At 66.4% G+C, this 15,186-nt stretch carries 14 protein-coding genes and 2 pseudogenes; 8 read left to right on the forward strand and 8 right to left on the reverse strand.

Annotated features, from left to right (window positions below):
• The first annotated feature begins 19 nt into the window (after window positions 1-19).
• From KHC23_RS04265 to KHC23_RS04275, 3 genes and pseudogenes are all read left to right on the forward strand, one after another.
• Window positions 20-649, forward strand: a complete 630-nt coding sequence (locus tag KHC23_RS04265) for an SOS response-associated peptidase (protein ID WP_213369884.1) — start codon at window positions 20-22, stop codon at window positions 647-649.
• Window positions 650-751: 102 nt separating this feature from the next.
• Window positions 752-1,849: pseudogene (gene dinB, locus KHC23_RS04270) on the forward strand (DNA polymerase IV).
• Between the two features lie 84 nt (window positions 1,850-1,933).
• A complete protein-coding gene (locus tag KHC23_RS04275; RefSeq protein WP_213369886.1) occupies window positions 1,934-2,266 on the forward strand; it encodes a hypothetical protein in 333 nt (110 codons plus the stop codon).
• Window positions 2,267-2,314: 48 nt separating this feature from the next.
• On the opposite strand, the gene htpG is transcribed toward KHC23_RS04275, so the two are convergent.
• Together htpG and KHC23_RS04285 are read right to left on the reverse strand one after the other, a co-directional pair.
• The gene (gene htpG / locus KHC23_RS04280) at window positions 2,315-4,189 is read right to left on the reverse strand and encodes a molecular chaperone HtpG (protein ID WP_213369888.1); all 1,875 of its coding nucleotides are present in this window, start codon (window positions 4,187-4,189) and stop codon (window positions 2,315-2,317) included.
• Between the two features lie 542 nt (window positions 4,190-4,731).
• Window positions 4,732-5,199 (reverse strand): Hsp20 family protein, encoded by a 468-nt coding sequence (locus KHC23_RS04285; protein WP_213370057.1) that lies wholly within the window; start codon window positions 5,197-5,199, stop codon window positions 4,732-4,734.
• 337 nt (window positions 5,200-5,536) lie between these two features.
• On the opposite strand from KHC23_RS04285, the gene groES reads away from it, so the two are divergent.
• Together groES and groL are read left to right on the forward strand one after the other, a co-directional pair.
• Entirely contained in the window at window positions 5,537-5,851 is a 315-nt protein-coding gene (groES, locus tag KHC23_RS04290) for a co-chaperone GroES (RefSeq protein ID WP_029349471.1), read from the forward strand.
• A gap of 55 nt (window positions 5,852-5,906) precedes the next feature.
• Window positions 5,907-7,535: a chaperonin GroEL gene (groL, locus tag KHC23_RS04295; RefSeq protein ID WP_213369890.1), complete on the forward strand. Its 1,629-nt coding sequence runs from the start codon at window positions 5,907-5,909 to the stop codon at window positions 7,533-7,535.
• 102 nt (window positions 7,536-7,637) lie between these two features.
• Here groL and KHC23_RS04300 read toward each other — a convergent pair whose 3' ends face one another.
• On the reverse strand, window positions 7,638-7,823 hold the full coding sequence (locus KHC23_RS04300; protein ID WP_213369892.1) for a hypothetical protein: 186 nt from the start codon (window positions 7,821-7,823) through the stop codon (window positions 7,638-7,640).
• Between the two features lie 58 nt (window positions 7,824-7,881).
• Here KHC23_RS04300 and KHC23_RS04305 point away from each other — a divergent pair, with 58 nt between their 5' ends.
• The 3 genes from KHC23_RS04305 to KHC23_RS04315 all read left to right on the forward strand — a co-directional run bounded on the left by KHC23_RS04305 (window position 7,882) and on the right by KHC23_RS04315 (window position 11,570).
• Window positions 7,882-8,997: a glycosyltransferase family 4 protein gene (locus KHC23_RS04305; RefSeq protein ID WP_213369894.1), complete on the forward strand. Its 1,116-nt coding sequence runs from the start codon at window positions 7,882-7,884 to the stop codon at window positions 8,995-8,997.
• 14 nt (window positions 8,998-9,011) lie between these two features.
• Window positions 9,012-11,225, forward strand: a complete 2,214-nt coding sequence (locus KHC23_RS04310; RefSeq protein WP_213369896.1) for an amylo-alpha-1,6-glucosidase — start codon at window positions 9,012-9,014, stop codon at window positions 11,223-11,225.
• Between the two features lie 108 nt (window positions 11,226-11,333).
• Window positions 11,334-11,570: a hypothetical protein gene (locus KHC23_RS04315; protein WP_213369898.1), complete on the forward strand. Its 237-nt coding sequence runs from the start codon at window positions 11,334-11,336 to the stop codon at window positions 11,568-11,570.
• Here the strand turns inward: KHC23_RS04315 and KHC23_RS04320 are convergent.
• The 5 genes and pseudogenes from KHC23_RS04320 to KHC23_RS04340 form a co-directional block, all read right to left on the reverse strand.
• Window positions 11,569-12,660, reverse strand: a pseudogene (locus tag KHC23_RS04320) (Do family serine endopeptidase); the annotation flags it as partial. The gene KHC23_RS04315 and the pseudogene KHC23_RS04320 sit on opposite strands and share 2 nt — an antisense overlap.
• A gap of 84 nt (window positions 12,661-12,744) precedes the next feature.
• A complete protein-coding gene (locus KHC23_RS04325) occupies window positions 12,745-13,110 on the reverse strand; it encodes an SPW repeat protein (RefSeq protein WP_213369902.1) in 366 nt (121 codons plus the stop codon).
• Window positions 13,104-13,637 (reverse strand): NADH dehydrogenase ubiquinone Fe-S protein 4, encoded by a 534-nt coding sequence (locus tag KHC23_RS24845; RefSeq protein ID WP_213369904.1) that lies wholly within the window; start codon window positions 13,635-13,637, stop codon window positions 13,104-13,106. The genes KHC23_RS04325 and KHC23_RS24845 overlap by 7 nt, the downstream gene beginning before the upstream one ends.
• A 72-nt stretch (window positions 13,638-13,709) precedes the next feature.
• A complete protein-coding gene (locus tag KHC23_RS04335) occupies window positions 13,710-14,219 on the reverse strand; it encodes an Hsp20/alpha crystallin family protein (protein WP_213369905.1) in 510 nt (169 codons plus the stop codon).
• Between the two features lie 94 nt (window positions 14,220-14,313).
• Window positions 14,314-14,787, reverse strand: a complete 474-nt coding sequence (locus tag KHC23_RS04340) for an Hsp20 family protein (RefSeq protein WP_213369907.1) — start codon at window positions 14,785-14,787, stop codon at window positions 14,314-14,316.
• Window positions 14,788-15,186 lie beyond the last annotated feature (399 nt).

Genomic DNA, 15,186 nt, shown 5'->3' on the forward strand with positions numbered 1-15,186 from the left:
TGCCAGATGTGACGCGGTGATGCAGTTCACCAAGGCATTCCAGGACAAGGCCGGATGGAACGACCCATCGCTCGACGTCTATCCGAACACGCTCGCGCCCATCGTGTGCGTCGGTGAGGATGGCCAGCGTGAGATCGTGCGCGCCACTTGGGGCATGCCGACGCCGCCGGCCTATATCAAGGGAAACTACGATCCCGTCGTCACCAACATCCGCAACGTCGACTCCTCACATTGGCGGCGCTGGCTCGGCCCGACCAGCCGGTGCGTCGTGCCGTTCACGTCTTTTGCCGAGCCCGATCCGGCAAGCCAGGTGCCGGGTGGACGGGTTCCGAATGCTTGGTTCGCCCAGAACCCGGATCGGCCGCTGATGTTTTTCGCCGGGTTCTGGACGCCGTGGAAGGGGGTCAAGAAAGTTCGAGACGGCGAGCGCGAGTTCGAGCTGTACGGCTTCCTGACCACCTCGCCGAATGAGATCGTCAAGCCGATCCATTTGGCGGCCATGCCGGCGATCCTCACGACGCCGGAAGAAGTCGATCTGTGGCTCACTGGATCGTGGGAGGAGGTGAAGCACCTCCAGCGGCCGCTTCCCGGCAACATGCTGGTCGTCGTGGAGCCGCCGGCGAAGCCAAAGGAGGATACGCTGCTGTGAGGCAGGCTCCTGACAGCACGTCGGGCAAGGGTGTGGCCGTCACCTCCCGCGACGCGAGGGACGCCGTCATGGACGGTTCCGAGCCGGAGATCGTCGCCGACGATGCCGCCAACCCAAGGTGTGCCGGGCTCCTACCGCAAGATCATTCACGTCGACATGGATGCCTTCTATGCCTCGGTCGAGCAGCGCGACTATCCCGAGCTGCGCGGCAAGCCGGTCGCTGTCGGCGGCTCGGCCGCGCGCGGCGTCGTTGCCGCGGCCAGCTACGAGGCGCGCGCCTTCGGCGTGCGCTCCGCCCTGCCCTCCGTCACGGCGAAGCGGAAATGCCCCGAGCTGATTTTCGTGACGCCGCGCTTCGACGTCTACCGAGCGGTGTCCGCGCAGATCCGGGAAATCTTCGCCGAGCACACGGATCTGATCGAGCCGCTCTCGCTCGACGAGGCCTATCTCGATGTTACGTCGAACCATCAGGGTATCCCGGTCGCCACGCCGATCGCCGAGCTGATCCGGGCTAAGATCAAGGCTGTGACCGGTCTCAGTGCGTCTGCCGGCATCTACTACAACAAGTTCCTCGCCAAGATGGCCAGCGATCAGAACAAGCCGAACGGCCAGTTCGTAATCACGCCGCACCAAGGGCCGGCTTTCGTCGAGGCGCTGCCGGTCAAGAAGTTCCGCGGCGTCGGTCCGGCGACGGCGGCCAGGATGCAGCGTCTCGGCATCGAGAGGGGGCCGACCTCAAGGCAAAGTCGCTCGCCTTCCTCCAGCAGCATTTCGGGAAAGCCGGCTCCTGGTATTATCGGATCGCGCGGGCGATCGACGAGAGGCCCGTCGAGCCCGACCGCCCGCGCAAGTCGATCGGCGCCGAGGACACCTTCGCCACCGATATCTTCGAGCTCGACGCCGCGCGGGCGGAGCTTGTACCACTCATTGCCAAGGTCTGGCGCTATTGCGAGGCGAACGGGATCCGCGGCCGGACCGTGACGTTGAAGGTGAAATACGCCGATTTCCAGCAGATCACGACGCAGCCGGACGGTCGGCGGGCCGATTTCAGCATCGGCGGACATCGAGGCCCTCGCCGTCTCCTTGCTTGCGCCGTTATTCCCGGTCGCAAAAGGCATACGACTGATCGGCGTCACGGTCTCGTCGCTGGATGCGTCGCCTCGTCAGGCCGAGGAACAGATTCAGCTTTCGCTTCTATAGATCCGCCCCACCTCGGAGGACTTCGCCGACGGAACGAGCGAGGGCCGGTCGGACCTAGCTAGTCCGCATCTGCGAAAGGCGCTGATGTCCCGCGCCTTCACCAAGGGCACTCACCATTTAGCCCCCGCCGGCCGACTCGGCCGTGGTCGCCGACTATGGGCCGTGCGCTATGCCGGCTTCGGAAACGAGGTACAGAAGGCCTTCGCCGAGATCGCGCCCGAAGACGCCGATGTCGCCGCCGTGGCAGAGGCGATCGTGCGCATCTTCGACGCGCCGTTCGGCCGGCACCGGTTCGAGGCGCATATCGACCCCACGCAATACGGCGCCGATGTCGGCTTCGCCGTGCCCGACCGGCGCGCCGAGATGTCGCACCGGATCGGCCTGTCCGACCTGCTGAAACCGGCGGCGCGAAGCTGACATCTCCGTCACGGTGGACGGACGCGTTCCTCCGGCCTACGTCGCCCGTCAGCCGAGGCTGCGGGCAATCAGCCGGCTCAGCCTTTCCGAGAACGCCTTCGCATCACTCGGGCGATCGCCGTCGAGCACGCGCGCGGTGTCGAGCAGCAGGTGCGCAACATCCGCGCGCACCGCGTCGTCGCCGTTACCGGCAAGGCCCACGATCATCGCATGCTTCGGATTCAGCTCCAGGATCGGCTTCGCCGCGCTGCCCAGTCGCCCGGAAGCGGCGAGGAGGCGCGCGAACTGCCGGTCCGGGCCGCTCTCGGCGGCGACAAGGCAGACCGCGCTGTCGGTGAGGCGGTCGGAGGCACGCACATCCGCGATCTCCTCGCCGAGCACATCCTTCATCGCGGCGACGAGCGCCTGCACCTCCACGCTTGCTTCCGCCGGAGGCTGGGCGCCGGCGTCGAGCAGCGGGATCAGCCCGAGATCGGCGGCGCCTTGGGTGATCGACTTGAACGGCTTGCCCTCGTAGTCGAGCCCGCTCGACGTCCAGAAGCTGTCGACCGGATCGGCGAGCAGCAGCACCTCGATGCCGCGGGCACGAAAACCTTCCAGATGCGGCGAGGTGGCGATGCGGGCGGCGTCGTCGCCGGCGATGTAGTAGATCGCCGTCTGGTTTTCCTTCAGCGCGCCGACATAGTCCTTCAGGCTGCGCCAGCCCTCGCCGGAAGCAGTGGTCTTGAAGCGGGCGAGGCCGAGCAACTGTTCGCGCCGCTCGAAGTCCTCATAGAGGCCTTCCTTGATGACCGCGCCGAAATTCTCCCAGATCTTGCCGAAGGCCTCGGCGTCCTGCTCGGCGAGCCTCACCAGCTCGGAGATGACCCGGCTGGTAACGCCCTTCCTGATCGCACCGAGCAGCGGGCTGTCCTGGATCATCTCGCGGGAGACGTTGAGCGGCAGGTCGGCGCTGTCGACGATGCCGCGCGCGAAGCGCAGATAGCGCGGCAGGAGTTCGGCGTCGTCGGTGATGAAGACCCGCTTCACATAGAGCTTGATGCGGCCCTTGCGGTCGGCGTCGAACACGTCGAAGGGGCGTGCGCCCGGCACGAAGATGAGGCCGGTATATTCGTGGCGGCCCTCGGCGCGGAAATGGATGGTGGCGGCGGGCTCGTCATACTGCCCGGCAACGCTGCGATAGAAATCGGTATAGTCCTGCGCGGCGATGTCGCTCTTCGACTTGGTCCACAGCGCGGCGCCATCCGAGAGCGGCTTCGCTTCCTCGCCCGGTTTCTCGACAAGAGTGATCGGCACCGGCACATGGCCGGACTGCTCCTTGACGATGCGCTCCAGTGTCCAGCGCTCGGCATAGGACTTGGCATCGTCCATCAGGTGAAGCATGACGCGCGTGCCGCGCGCTGGCGCCTCGTCCAGCGAGAGTGGCGCGACGGAGAACGCGCCCTTGCCGTCGGAGGACCAGAGCCACGCTTCCGCGCTGCCGACGCGGCGGCTGATCACCTCGACGTTGGAGGCGACCATGAAGGCGGAGTAGAAGCCGACGCCGAACTGGCCGATGAGCTGCGCGCCTTCCTTCCCTTCCGCACCGACGATGCGGTCCATGAAGCTGCGCGTACCTGAGCGCGCGATGGTGCCGAGCGCCTCGATCAGCTCGTCATGGCTCATGCCGATGCCGTTGTCGGCGATGGTGAGCGTGCCCGCCTCCGGATCGGCGGAAATGGTGATGGTGAGCCTCGGGTCGCCGCCGAGCAACTCGGGCGCCGCGATCGCCTCGTAGCGCAGCTTCTCGCAGGCGTCGGCGGCGTTGGAGATCAGCTCCCGCAGGAATACATCCCGGTCGGAATAGACCGAGTGCACCATCATGTGCAGCAGGCGGGAAACATCGGCTTCGAAGGGGCGGCTCTCGGAGGTCTCGATCGTCATTGGGATAGGTCAGGCAGTTGAAAGCTGGACGCGTGACATGACAAGAACGGCGGGCGGTTGCAAGACGCGCGCAACGCCGGCAATGAACAGCCCGCGGCCGGGCACGGGCTCCATCCATAGCGAGCTGCGGTCCGGCATGCTCTGATCTCACATGCCAGCAGCACAGCTCGCGTCAGAGGTTTGGCGGGAGCTTCGGCCCTGCGATATCTGCGGAAGATCGGTCAACTCGTCCAAAGCTTGCAGCGCCTCAAATATGTCGGAGAGGACCAGGATCTCGCCTACCTCTGGGCGGCGAAGATCCGGCCGGTTCGGTACGGCATGCCGGTCCGAGGCCCATGAAGCAAGGAGTGCACGCTTTGACTCGGCGCTCATCGTCGGATCGGCCAGAACCTCTCCCGGCGACCGCGGTTCGCCCCATGGGACACCAGGCGGAAGAACCCCGGCGCCTGCATTCACTTCGTCCAACATCTCCAATCCTCCACAGCCCCCGTCTCCCGCCGAAGTGTCGGGAGACGGGACACAGCCTTTTCTTGCGGGAAAGGTCAGGCAGCCTTGGCCTGCTCGATCTGCTTGACGCTGCTCTCGGCCGGCTGGGCGGCGGAAGCGATCTCGATGCGGCGCGGCTTCAGCCGTTCCGGCACCTCGCGGACAAGATCGACCGACAGCAGACCGTCCTGAAGCGTCGCTCCGGACACCTTCACATAGTCGGCGAGATTGAAGGTTTGGGTGAAATCGCGGAAGGCGATGCCCTTGTGAAGCATCTGGCGGTCGTTTGCGCCCGCGGTCTTCCTGCCCGTGACGACCAGCGTATTTGCCTGCTGCGTGAGCTCGACTTCGTCGGGACGGAAGCCGGCAACGGCCATGGTGATCCGGTAGGCGTTCTCGCCGGTCTTCTCGATATTGTAGGGCGGCCAGTCCGGGCGCGGCGCCGCCGCAGTATCGATGAGATCGAAGAGCCGGTCGAAGCCGACGGTGGAACGATAAAGGGGAGCAAAGTCGAAGGGTCTCATAGCCACATCCTCCACTGAGCAACATGGGTACAAGCCGCCCGCACTCTTGCCACGGGCGGCCATGCGCCGGTCCTTTCAGGCCCCGGCGACAAGCGATCTGGGAAGCGAAAAAATCTCGTTCAAGAGGGACCCTAAAAATTTCTCGGCCACCTCCTCGCCAGTCACCCCGATTCGATATTCGCTATTGTTTTCAGCTCATTGTCACTTAATGACGCCGAGTGACAAAAATTTTCGCGTACCCTCTTGAACGAGAAATGCAGCCTTCCTAGCTCGATGTCCGCTCGTGCGCCCAGCCGCCGAGTTCATGACATCGCTGCCCTGCACCAGGAGGATCTGCATGCATTTCCGCCCGCTGCACGACCGTGTCGTCGTGCGCCGCATCGAGGCCCTCGAGAAGACGGCCGGCGGCATCATCATCCCCGACACCGCCAAGGAAAAGCCCCAGGAGGGCGAGGTCGTCGCCGCCGGGCCCGGCGCGCGCGACGAGGCCGGCAAGCTGGTGCCGCTCGACCTAAAGGCCGGCGACCGCGTGCTGTTCGGCAAGTGGTCCGGCACCGAGGTGAAGATCGACGGCGAGGACCTGCTCATCATGAAGGAGAGCGACATTCTCGGCGTGATCGAACGGAGCGAGACGGCCAGGAAGGCCGCCTGACCAAGCATCCCTTTTAAATCGTGAGCCATCGCAATCCAGGAAGGAGGACAGGATCATGGCTGCCAAGGAAGTGAAGTTCTCGTCCGAGGCGCGCGAGAAGATGCTGCGCGGCGTGGACACGCTTGCCAATGCGGTGAAGGTGACGCTCGGCCCGAAGGGCAGGAACGTCGTCATCGAGAAGAGCTTTGGCGCTCCCCGCATCACCAAGGACGGCGTCACCGTTGCCAAGGAGATCGAGCTCGAGGACAAGTTCGAGAACATGGGCGCGCAGATGGTGCGCGAGGTGGCCTCGAAGACCAACGACCTCGCGGGCGATGGCACCACCACCGCCACCGTTCTCGCCCAGGCCATCGTGAAGGAAGGCTCCAAGGCGGTAGCCGCCGGCATGAACCCGATGGACCTCAAGCGCGGCATCGACCTCGCGGTGGACGCGGTCGTGGCGGATCTCAAGACCCGTGCCCGCAAGGTGACGCGCAATGACGAGATCGCCCAGGTCGGCACCATCTCTGCCAATGGCGACACCGAGATCGGCCGTTTCCTCGCCGAGGCGATGCAGAAGGTCGGCAATGAAGGCGTGATCACCGTCGAGGAAGCCAAGACCGCCGCCACCGAGCTCGAGGTGGTCGAAGGCATGCAGTTCGACCGCGGCTATGTCTCGCCTTATTTCGTGACGAACACCGAGAAGATGCGGGTCGAGCTGGAGGATCCGTACATCCTGATCCATGAGAAGAAGCTGTCCGGTTTGCAGGCCATGCTGCCGCTCCTGGAATCGGTGGTGCAGACCTCCAGGCCGCTGCTGATCATCGCCGAGGACGTGGAGGGCGAGGCCCTGGCCACCCTCGTGGTGAACAAGCTGCGCGGCGGCCTCAAGGTCGCGGCGGTGAAGGCGCCCGGCTTCGGCGATCGCCGCAAGGCCATGCTCGAGGACATCGCCATCCTCACCGCCGGCCAGGTGATCTCCGAGGACCTCGGCATCAAGCTGGAGAACGTCACTCTCGCCCAGCTCGGCCGCGCCAAGAAGGTGGTGATCGAGAAGGAGACCACCACCATCGTCGACGGAGCGGGGTCGAAGGAGGAGATCCAGGGCCGCACCTCGCAGATCAAGGCGCAGATCGAGGAGACCACCTCGGACTACGACCGTGAGAAGCTGCAGGAGCGCCTGGCCAAGCTCGCCGGCGGCGTCGCGGTGATCCGCGTCGGCGGCGCGACCGAGGTCGAGGTGAAGGAGAAGAAGGATCGCGTCGACGACGCGCTGCACGCCACCCGCGCGGCCGTCGAGGAAGGCATCCTGCCGGGCGGCGGCGTCGCCCTGCTGCGGGCGCTGAAGGCGATCGATTCCGTACAGCCGGCCAATGAAGACCAGAAGGCCGGCGTCGCCATCGTCCGGCGCGCCATTCAGACGCCGGCGCGGCAGATCGCCACCAATGCCGGCGAGGATGGCTCGGTGATCGTCGGCAAGCTGCTGGAGAAGGACGACTACAACTGGGGCTACAACGCCGCGACCGGGACCTACCAGGACCTCGTCGCCAATGGCGTGATCGACCCGGCGAAGGTGGTGCGCACCGCGCTCCAGGACGCGGCGTCGGTCGCTTCGCTGCTGATCACCACTGAGGCTCTGGTCGCAGAGAAGCCGAAGAAGGAAGCAGCACCCGCCGTTCCCGCCGGCGCGGGCATGGACTTCTGACAAGGCGGGGCCCGGAGGAGATCCGGGTCCCTGTCTCGCGCCAGAATGAACCGGCTCCCACGCCGGAACGCATTTGCCTTGAACAAGGCGGGCGCGCTTCCATCAACTGAGATGCCACGGGCGCGCCGCGCGGGGCATCTCGACGATATCGCCAACCGGGGAGGTCCTGCTCAGCACGGCCGCTATCGCTCGGGTTCGTTGCGGCGGGCGCCGGACGGACCGGATCGCTTCGATCACGGCAGCGGCCACTACGACGAGGAAGGCGGTCACGCCCTCCTGGGTGGCCACCGGACTTCTCCGACCGCGCTCATTGTCAACGCTTTGCTCAAACGAGGAGGTTTTGCCGATGAAGATCGCCCAGATCGCCCCGCTCGCGGAATGCTGCCCGCCACGGCTCTATGGCGGCACGGAGCGCATCGTGTCCTATCTCACCGAGGAACTGGTCCGGCAGGGCCATCAGGTGACGCTGTTCGCCAGCGGCGAATCCAAGACTGCGGCCGAGCTGGTGCCCTGCTGCGACATGGCGCTCAGGCTCAATCCGCAGGTCAGGGACCCGCTGCCCTATCACATGATGATGCTGGAGGAGGTGCGCCGCCGGGCCGCCGAGTTCGACGTGCTGCACTTCCATGTCGACTTCCTGCATTATCCGCTCGCCAGTGCCTTTGCCGACCGCATGGTGACGACGCTGCATGGCCGTCTCGACCTGCCCGACCTCAGGCCCTTCTATTCCGCCTTCCCGCACTATCCGCTCGTCTCCATCTCGGACGATCAGCGCCGCCCCATGCCGCCGGTCCATTGGGCCGGCACCGTGCACCATGGCCTGCCGAGGGACGTCCTGCCCTTCACCGCGACCCCCCAGGGCGACTATCTCGCCTTCCTCGGCCGCATCTCGCCCGAGAAGCGGCCCGACCGCGCCATAGAGATCGCCGCCCGCGCCGACATGACGCTCAAGATCGCCGCCAAGTTGGACAAGGCCGACCAGGCCTATTGGGACGAGGTGATCGGCCCGATGGTGGCGCGGCATCCCAATGTGGAGTTCATCGGCGAGATCAACGAGCAGCAGAAGGCCGATTTCCTTGGCAATGCCCGCGCACTGCTGTTTCCAATCGATTGGCCGGAGCCGTTCGGGCTTGTCATGATCGAGGCCATGGCCTGCGGCACGCCGGTGATCGCCTTCCGCCACGGCTCGGTGCCGGAGGTGATCGATGACGGCGTCAGCGGCTTCATCGTGAGCCACATCGGCGAGGCGGTGGCGGCGGTGCGCTCGGTCGCAAAGCTCGACCGTGCTGAGGTGCGCGCTACCTTCGAGGAGCGCTTTACGGTCGAGCGCATGGCGCTGGATTATCTCGCCATCTATCGTGATCTTCCTGGTCTGCGCCGTGCCGCGATGCGCATTCCCGCCGTGGCCAACGGCACCGGCAACGGGCTGGCCGATGGCATCGAATTGCGGGCCGTCGCCTGAGCGGGAGGTCCTCCATGCACGGCACGACCAGTGCGGAAGCGGTCGCGCATGCGCCGGCGCCGACCGGGCCAGGCACGCCGCTGGCGCAATTCTTCATCCCGGCCGCCGCCTCGCTGCAGGAGCGGCGGCCGCGCACGCTCAAGCACGGTGACACCTTCGCCGTGTTCGACCACAACGGCGATGCGCTCTCCGGGCCGGGCAGCCCGGAGGGCCTCTATCATCGCGACACGCGCTATCTCTCACATCTCTACCTGACCATCGCCGGGCAGCGGCCGATGCTGCTGTCCTCGACGCTGCGCGACGATAACGCGACGCTGACCTGCGATCTCACCAATCCCGACCTGTTCGATGCCGAGGGCCGGCTGGTGCTGGAGCACGACCTGCTTCATCTGCGCCGTTCGCGCTTTCTGTGGAACGGCACCTGCCATGAGCGGATCGCCATCCGCAACTTCGACGACCGGTCCCGGCGGGTGAGGATCGACATCGCCTTCGCCGCCGACTTTGCCGACCTGTTCGAGGTACGTGGCACGCAACGGGCGCGGCGCGGCACGCGGCAAAGGCCGGAGATGACGGCCGACCAGGTGAAGCTCGCCTATCTCGGCCTTGATGGACAGCGACGGCAGACCACGCTGCGCTTCGACCCGGCACCGCAGGAACTGACGGCGGACCATGCCGGCTTCGTCTTCGACCTCGCCCCGCGCGAGGTACGGACCATGGTCCTGGAGATCGCCTGCGACGGCGCCAGCGAGAGGCCAGTGCGTCCTGCCTTCCTTCGCGCGATGCGCGATGCGCGCCGCGCGTTGCGCTCCTCCGCCTCGCGGGCGACGGCGATCATCACTTCGAACGACATCTTCAACGAGGCGGTGCGCCGTTCGGTCTCCGACCTCTATATGCTCGTCACCGATACGCCGGAGGGACCCTATCCTTACGCCGGCATCCCGTGGTTTAGCACGGTGTTCGGGCGCGACGCGCTGATCACCGCGCTGGAGACGCTGTGGCTCGACCCGGCCATTGCCCGCGGCGTGCTCCTGCATCTCGCCGCCAACCAGGCCACGGAATTCGACCCGGAGGCCGACGCCGAGCCGGGCAAGATCCTGCACGAGGTGCGCCATGGCGAGATGGCAGAGCTGAGGGAGGTGCCGTTCCGGCGCTATTATGGCAGCGTCGATTCCACCCCGCTCTTCATCATGCTGGCGGGCGCCTACCTTGAGCGCACCGGCGACCTTGTCACGCTGCGCCGGCTCTGGCCGAACATCGAGGCGGCGCTCGGCTGGATCGAGAACCATGGCGATCACGACGGCGACGGCTTTGTCGAATATGGCCGGCAGACCGCGGAGGGGCTGATCAATCAGGGCTGGAAGGACAGCCATGACTCGGTCTTCCATGCCGACGGCACATTGGCGCGGGGCCCCATCGCCCTCGCCGAAGTGCAGGCCTATGCCTATGGCGCCTGGCGGGCCGCCGCGGACGTCGCCCGCGCCTTGGGGCACCCTGAACGCGCCGCCAGGTTTGACCGACGTGCCGAGGCGCTGCGCGCCGCCTTCGATGCGGCCTTCTTCGATGCAGCGCTCGGCACCTATGTGCTGGCGCTCGACGGCGAGAAGCGGCCGTGCCGCGTCAGAAGCTCCAATGCCGGGCATGCGCTGCTCACCGGCATTGCCCTACCGGAGCGGGCAACCGCTGTGACGAGCACGCTGATGGGACCGACGCTGTTCTGCGGCTGGGGGGTGCGCACCATCGCCAGCAGTGAAGCGCGCTACAATCCGATGAGCTACCATAACGGCTCGGTCTGGCCGCATGATAATGCGCTGATCGCCGCCGGCCTCGCCCGCTACGGCTTCAAGCGCGAGGCGGCGCGGATCTTCGAGGGCCTCTTCGCCGCCTCGACCTATATCGACCTGCGCCGCCTGCCAGAGCTGTTTTGCGGCTTTGCCCGCCAGCAGACCCGCGGGCCGACATTCTATCCGGTCGCCTGCATGCCGCAGGCCTGGGCGGCGGCGGCACCGCTCTACATGCTGCAGGCCTGCCTCGGGCTCGGCTTCGACCCGGAGCGGCTGCACGTCACCTTCGACGAACCCACGCTGCCGGATTTCTTGAGCGAGGTCACATTGCGCGATATCAGGCTCGACGGCGGGGCGGTCGACGTCGCGCTGCGCCGCTCCGGCGGCAAGGTGGTGGTCGATGTGCTCGACCGGCGCGGCCCGTTGCGGGTGCTGACGACGAGCTGAGGCGGATCAGGGCGGGCGCGTCTACGAGGCGCGCCCGCCTCATTCCTCGCCGTCCTCGTCCAGCTCCTCGAGAAGCGCGACGAGCTCGGCGACGCGCGACGGCGGGTGTTGCCGGCCTTCATCGATCAGCGCCTCGTCGGCCTGGCGCTAGGCCCGGGCCTGCGCCAGTTCCTCGCGCGTGGCTCCGGTCATGAGGATGTCGGCGATGAGGCTTCGTCGACCGGGCCGAGCACGGCGACGACGTCACTGGCGTTCATGACGTCCTCCCTGTCGAAACATCTTCGAGATAGGTCGGCCACGGCAGAGTTCTATGCCGGCATGAGCGGGACGCTCCTCAGGAACTGATCCTCACGCTGACATCGCGCGCCCCGTCGCTGCGCCGCACCGTCAATGTCACGCTCGTGCCGGCGGGTGTCAGGCCGATGCGGTTACGCAGGCCGGCGGCGCTGTGCACCGGACTGCCGTCGACCGCCGTCACGACGTCGCCCGCGGCGAGGCCGGCCCGTTGCGCGGGCGAGCCCGGTTCGACACCGGCGATCACCGCGCCACGCACGTCGCCCAGCCCGAGCGCCTCGGCGATATCCGGCGTGACGTCCTGCACGGCGATACCGACCCGGCCGCGATGGACCCTGCCGTCGCGGGCCAGCTGGTTCATCACCGCCACCACCATGTTGCTCGGCACGGCAAAGCCGATGCCGACATTGCCGCCCGCTGGGCTCAGTATGGCGGTGTTGATGCCGACCAGCCGACCGTCCAGTGTCACCAGCGCGCCGCCGGAATTGCCGGGATTGATCGAGGCATCGGTCTGTATGAAGTCCTCATAGCCGTCATTGCTGATGCCGGTGCGACCGAGCGCGCTGACGATGCCGGAGGTCACCGTCTGGCCGAGGCCGAAGGGATTGCCGATGGCGACGACATAGTCACCGACCTTCAGCCGGTCGGAATCGCCGATGGGCAATGCGACGAGGTTGGTCGCCTGAACCTTGAGGAGCGCGATGTCGGTCGCCTTGTCGGAGCCGATGAGACGGGCGCGCAGTCGGCGCCCGTCCTTCAGCGTGACGACGATCTCGCTTGCGCCTGCGACAACGTGATGGTTCGTCAGCACATGGCCGCGCGCGGCATCGATGATGACCCCGGAGCCGGCGCTCAGCCGCGGCTCCTCCTGCGGCATGTCCCGCAGATCGAAGAAGCGGCGGAAATAGGGATCGTTATAGAGCGGGTTCGATGAGCCGGGGGCGCGCGAGATCACCGAGATGTTCACCACCGCCGGCGTCACCCGATCGAGCACTGGCGCCAGCGTTGGAACACCGCCGGCGATGCCCGCAATCGCCGGTTGGCCGAGGGCAGGTGACGCGATCCCGGCCACCAGCGCCAGCGCCAGCGCCACCAGAAGGGTGGTGATCATCCTTTTCTTCCGTGTAGGAACCGTGAGCATGCCTGGCCCCCGTATTAGGTTGCTTTCCTTCTGTTGGAGCGAATGAAAGGCCGGCCCGGCAGGGCGCCGGGCCGGCTCACACGATCAGGCGGTCGAGTATGGCCGCCCGGTGGTGAACCACAGGCGGGCGGCCGCCACGGCCGCGACGACAAGGCCGGCGATCACATGGGCGGCGACGGCGACGGACAGCGCCGAGAAGCCGAGAGCCCAGGGCGCGACGATGGCCCACAGGCCGAGCGCCGCGTTCGCCCATTCTTCAACCTGGTGGAAGGCGAACAGGGCGGCCACGGCGATCAGCGTCACGGCGGCGCCGACGATCCAGGCATTCCACGCTGCGGCGGTCTCGGTGGTGAAACCGAGATACCAGGGCGCCAGGGCAAGGCCGAGGCCGGCGATGATGGTGACGACGTCGAAGGCCTTCGGCGTGTCTACAGACAGTGACTTCAGCATGATTGATCCTCCTCATCTGTTCGGTTGCGACTGATGGTGTGGCGTCTGCCGGCTGGGACGACGCGATCGCGCGCGCCGTACCGCCGCTCCGGCCGGCTGAAATGCCCAAGGTCGAGAAGAGGAGCCCGGCTGGCAGGTCGGACTCCGTGCGAGGGAGGGATGCGCTCCTGGCATCGCGCCGCCGACTGGACGACACAGGCGAGACCCTGCCGCTCGGCGTAGCGGATCGCGGCGTCGAGCGAGGGAAAGTCGAGCTCGATCTGGGCGAGCGTGTCGCTGCCCGCCGTCCAGCCCATCAGCGGCTCGATGACGGGCGCGCCGCGCCGCTCGAAGACGAGGCGCCAACTCTTGCAGCGCGCGCGGCCCGCCGTCATCACGCAGCGCGACGGCCTGAAGATGCGGGCGACCGCATCCTCGGGGAAAACGGAGCGCCCCATCGCCAGCGGACCGCGTGCGTCATTGGCGGGCCAGTTCGCTGGTCGATGGATTGTAGGGTTGGACGGTGTTTCTCTGACGGTCTCCAGCATCTCATCCCTCCCTCGTCGGCGAAGGAGGCGACCGGCAGCTCGCCATAGGGTCGCTGCCGGTCAGCGATGGTCTCAGTGCTTGATGGCGATGCGCTTCACCTGCGACTGCGCCTTCGCGCTCTTAGGCAGCACGATGCTCAGCACGCCGTTCCTGAAGCGGGCATCGATCTTGTCTTCCTCGACCTCGACGCCGAGCGGGATGCGCCGCTCGAAGCGGCCATAGAAGCGTTCGGAGAACTGCTTCTCCTTGTCCTGCGTCTCCGAGCGCTTCTCGCCCTTGAGCGTCAGCACGCCGTTGTCGAGGAAGACCTCGACGTCCTTCTCCTCGAGACCGGGGACCTCGGCCGTCACCTTGATCTCCTTCTCGGTCTCGGCGATCTCGACGCTCGGCCAGCCGACGTTGAAGGTCGGCAGCGCGCCGAAGGCCGGCAGGCCGCGGTCGAAGGAGCGGAAGACGTCGTCGAACAGCCGGTTCACCTCGCGGTGCAACGAGAGAAACGGGCTGCGCTCGTCGTCGCGGAAGACAGTGGGGACCGAACTGCCATTGTCGCGGCCCCACGGGATCAGGTCACGTACACTCATGATTTTTCTCCTTTCCGTTCGGGTGCAAAAGCTTCCCGTGGCGCCGGGCGGGTAAGCCCGGCGTCCCTACGCGGTGCGTTGTGCGGGAAGCGCTTCAGGCCGCGCGCTTCTCGGCCTCGATCTGCCTCACCTCGCCCTGGGGACGCGCGGCGTCGGTCGCGATCGCGATGCGGCGCGGCTTCATTTCCTCGGGGATTTCGCGCTTCAGCTCGATGGTGAGCAGGCCGTTGACGAGGCTTGCGCCGGTGACCTTTACATGGTCGGCGAGTTCGAAGCGGCGCTCGAAGGCCCGGCCGGCGATGCCGCGATGGAGATACTGGCCATCATCGCCGGACTTCTGACCCGTCACCACCAGCAGGTTCTGCTCCTGAGTGAGGGTGAGGTCGGCATCCGTAAAGCCCGCCACCGCCATGGTGATGCGGTAGTCGTCCTCGCCGGATTTGACGATGTCATAGGGCGGCCAGTTGTCGATCGTCGCGACACGGCTCGCGGTTTCGAGCGCGTTCAGCATGCGGTCGAAGCCGATGCTCGACCGGAACAGGGGAGCAAAGTCGAGAGTGGTTCTCATAGCCACATCCTCCATTGAGCAACATGGGTACAAGACAATCTGATCGCCGGGCGCCGAGCGGTGCCCGGCGACCGCCGGCCCCGATGGGCGCCGGCAGCAAGCGATTTAGGAAGCGTCATTCGTGTTGCAAGAGGGGTGAAGCTGTAACAAGCGGCACTTACCACCAGGGACGGGACCAGCCTCAACTACAAGGACTGGGGCGCAGGGCCGGCGGTCGTCGTCAGCCACGGAAGGCACGGTCGATCTCGACTACCGCACGGACGGCCTGGTCTGCACGATCGAGTTTCCCGCGCCGTGCGGTGCGCGCGATGGATAGATTGCTTTCCGGTCGGCAGGTTCTCGTCGTCGAGGTGAAATGCTGATCCTCATCATGATCGAGGACATGCTGGCGATCTCGGG

Origin of the sequence: Ancylobacter dichloromethanicus (genome assembly GCF_018390645.1) — a bacterium.
Taxonomy (GTDB): domain Bacteria; phylum Pseudomonadota; class Alphaproteobacteria; order Rhizobiales; family Xanthobacteraceae; genus Ancylobacter; species Ancylobacter dichloromethanicus.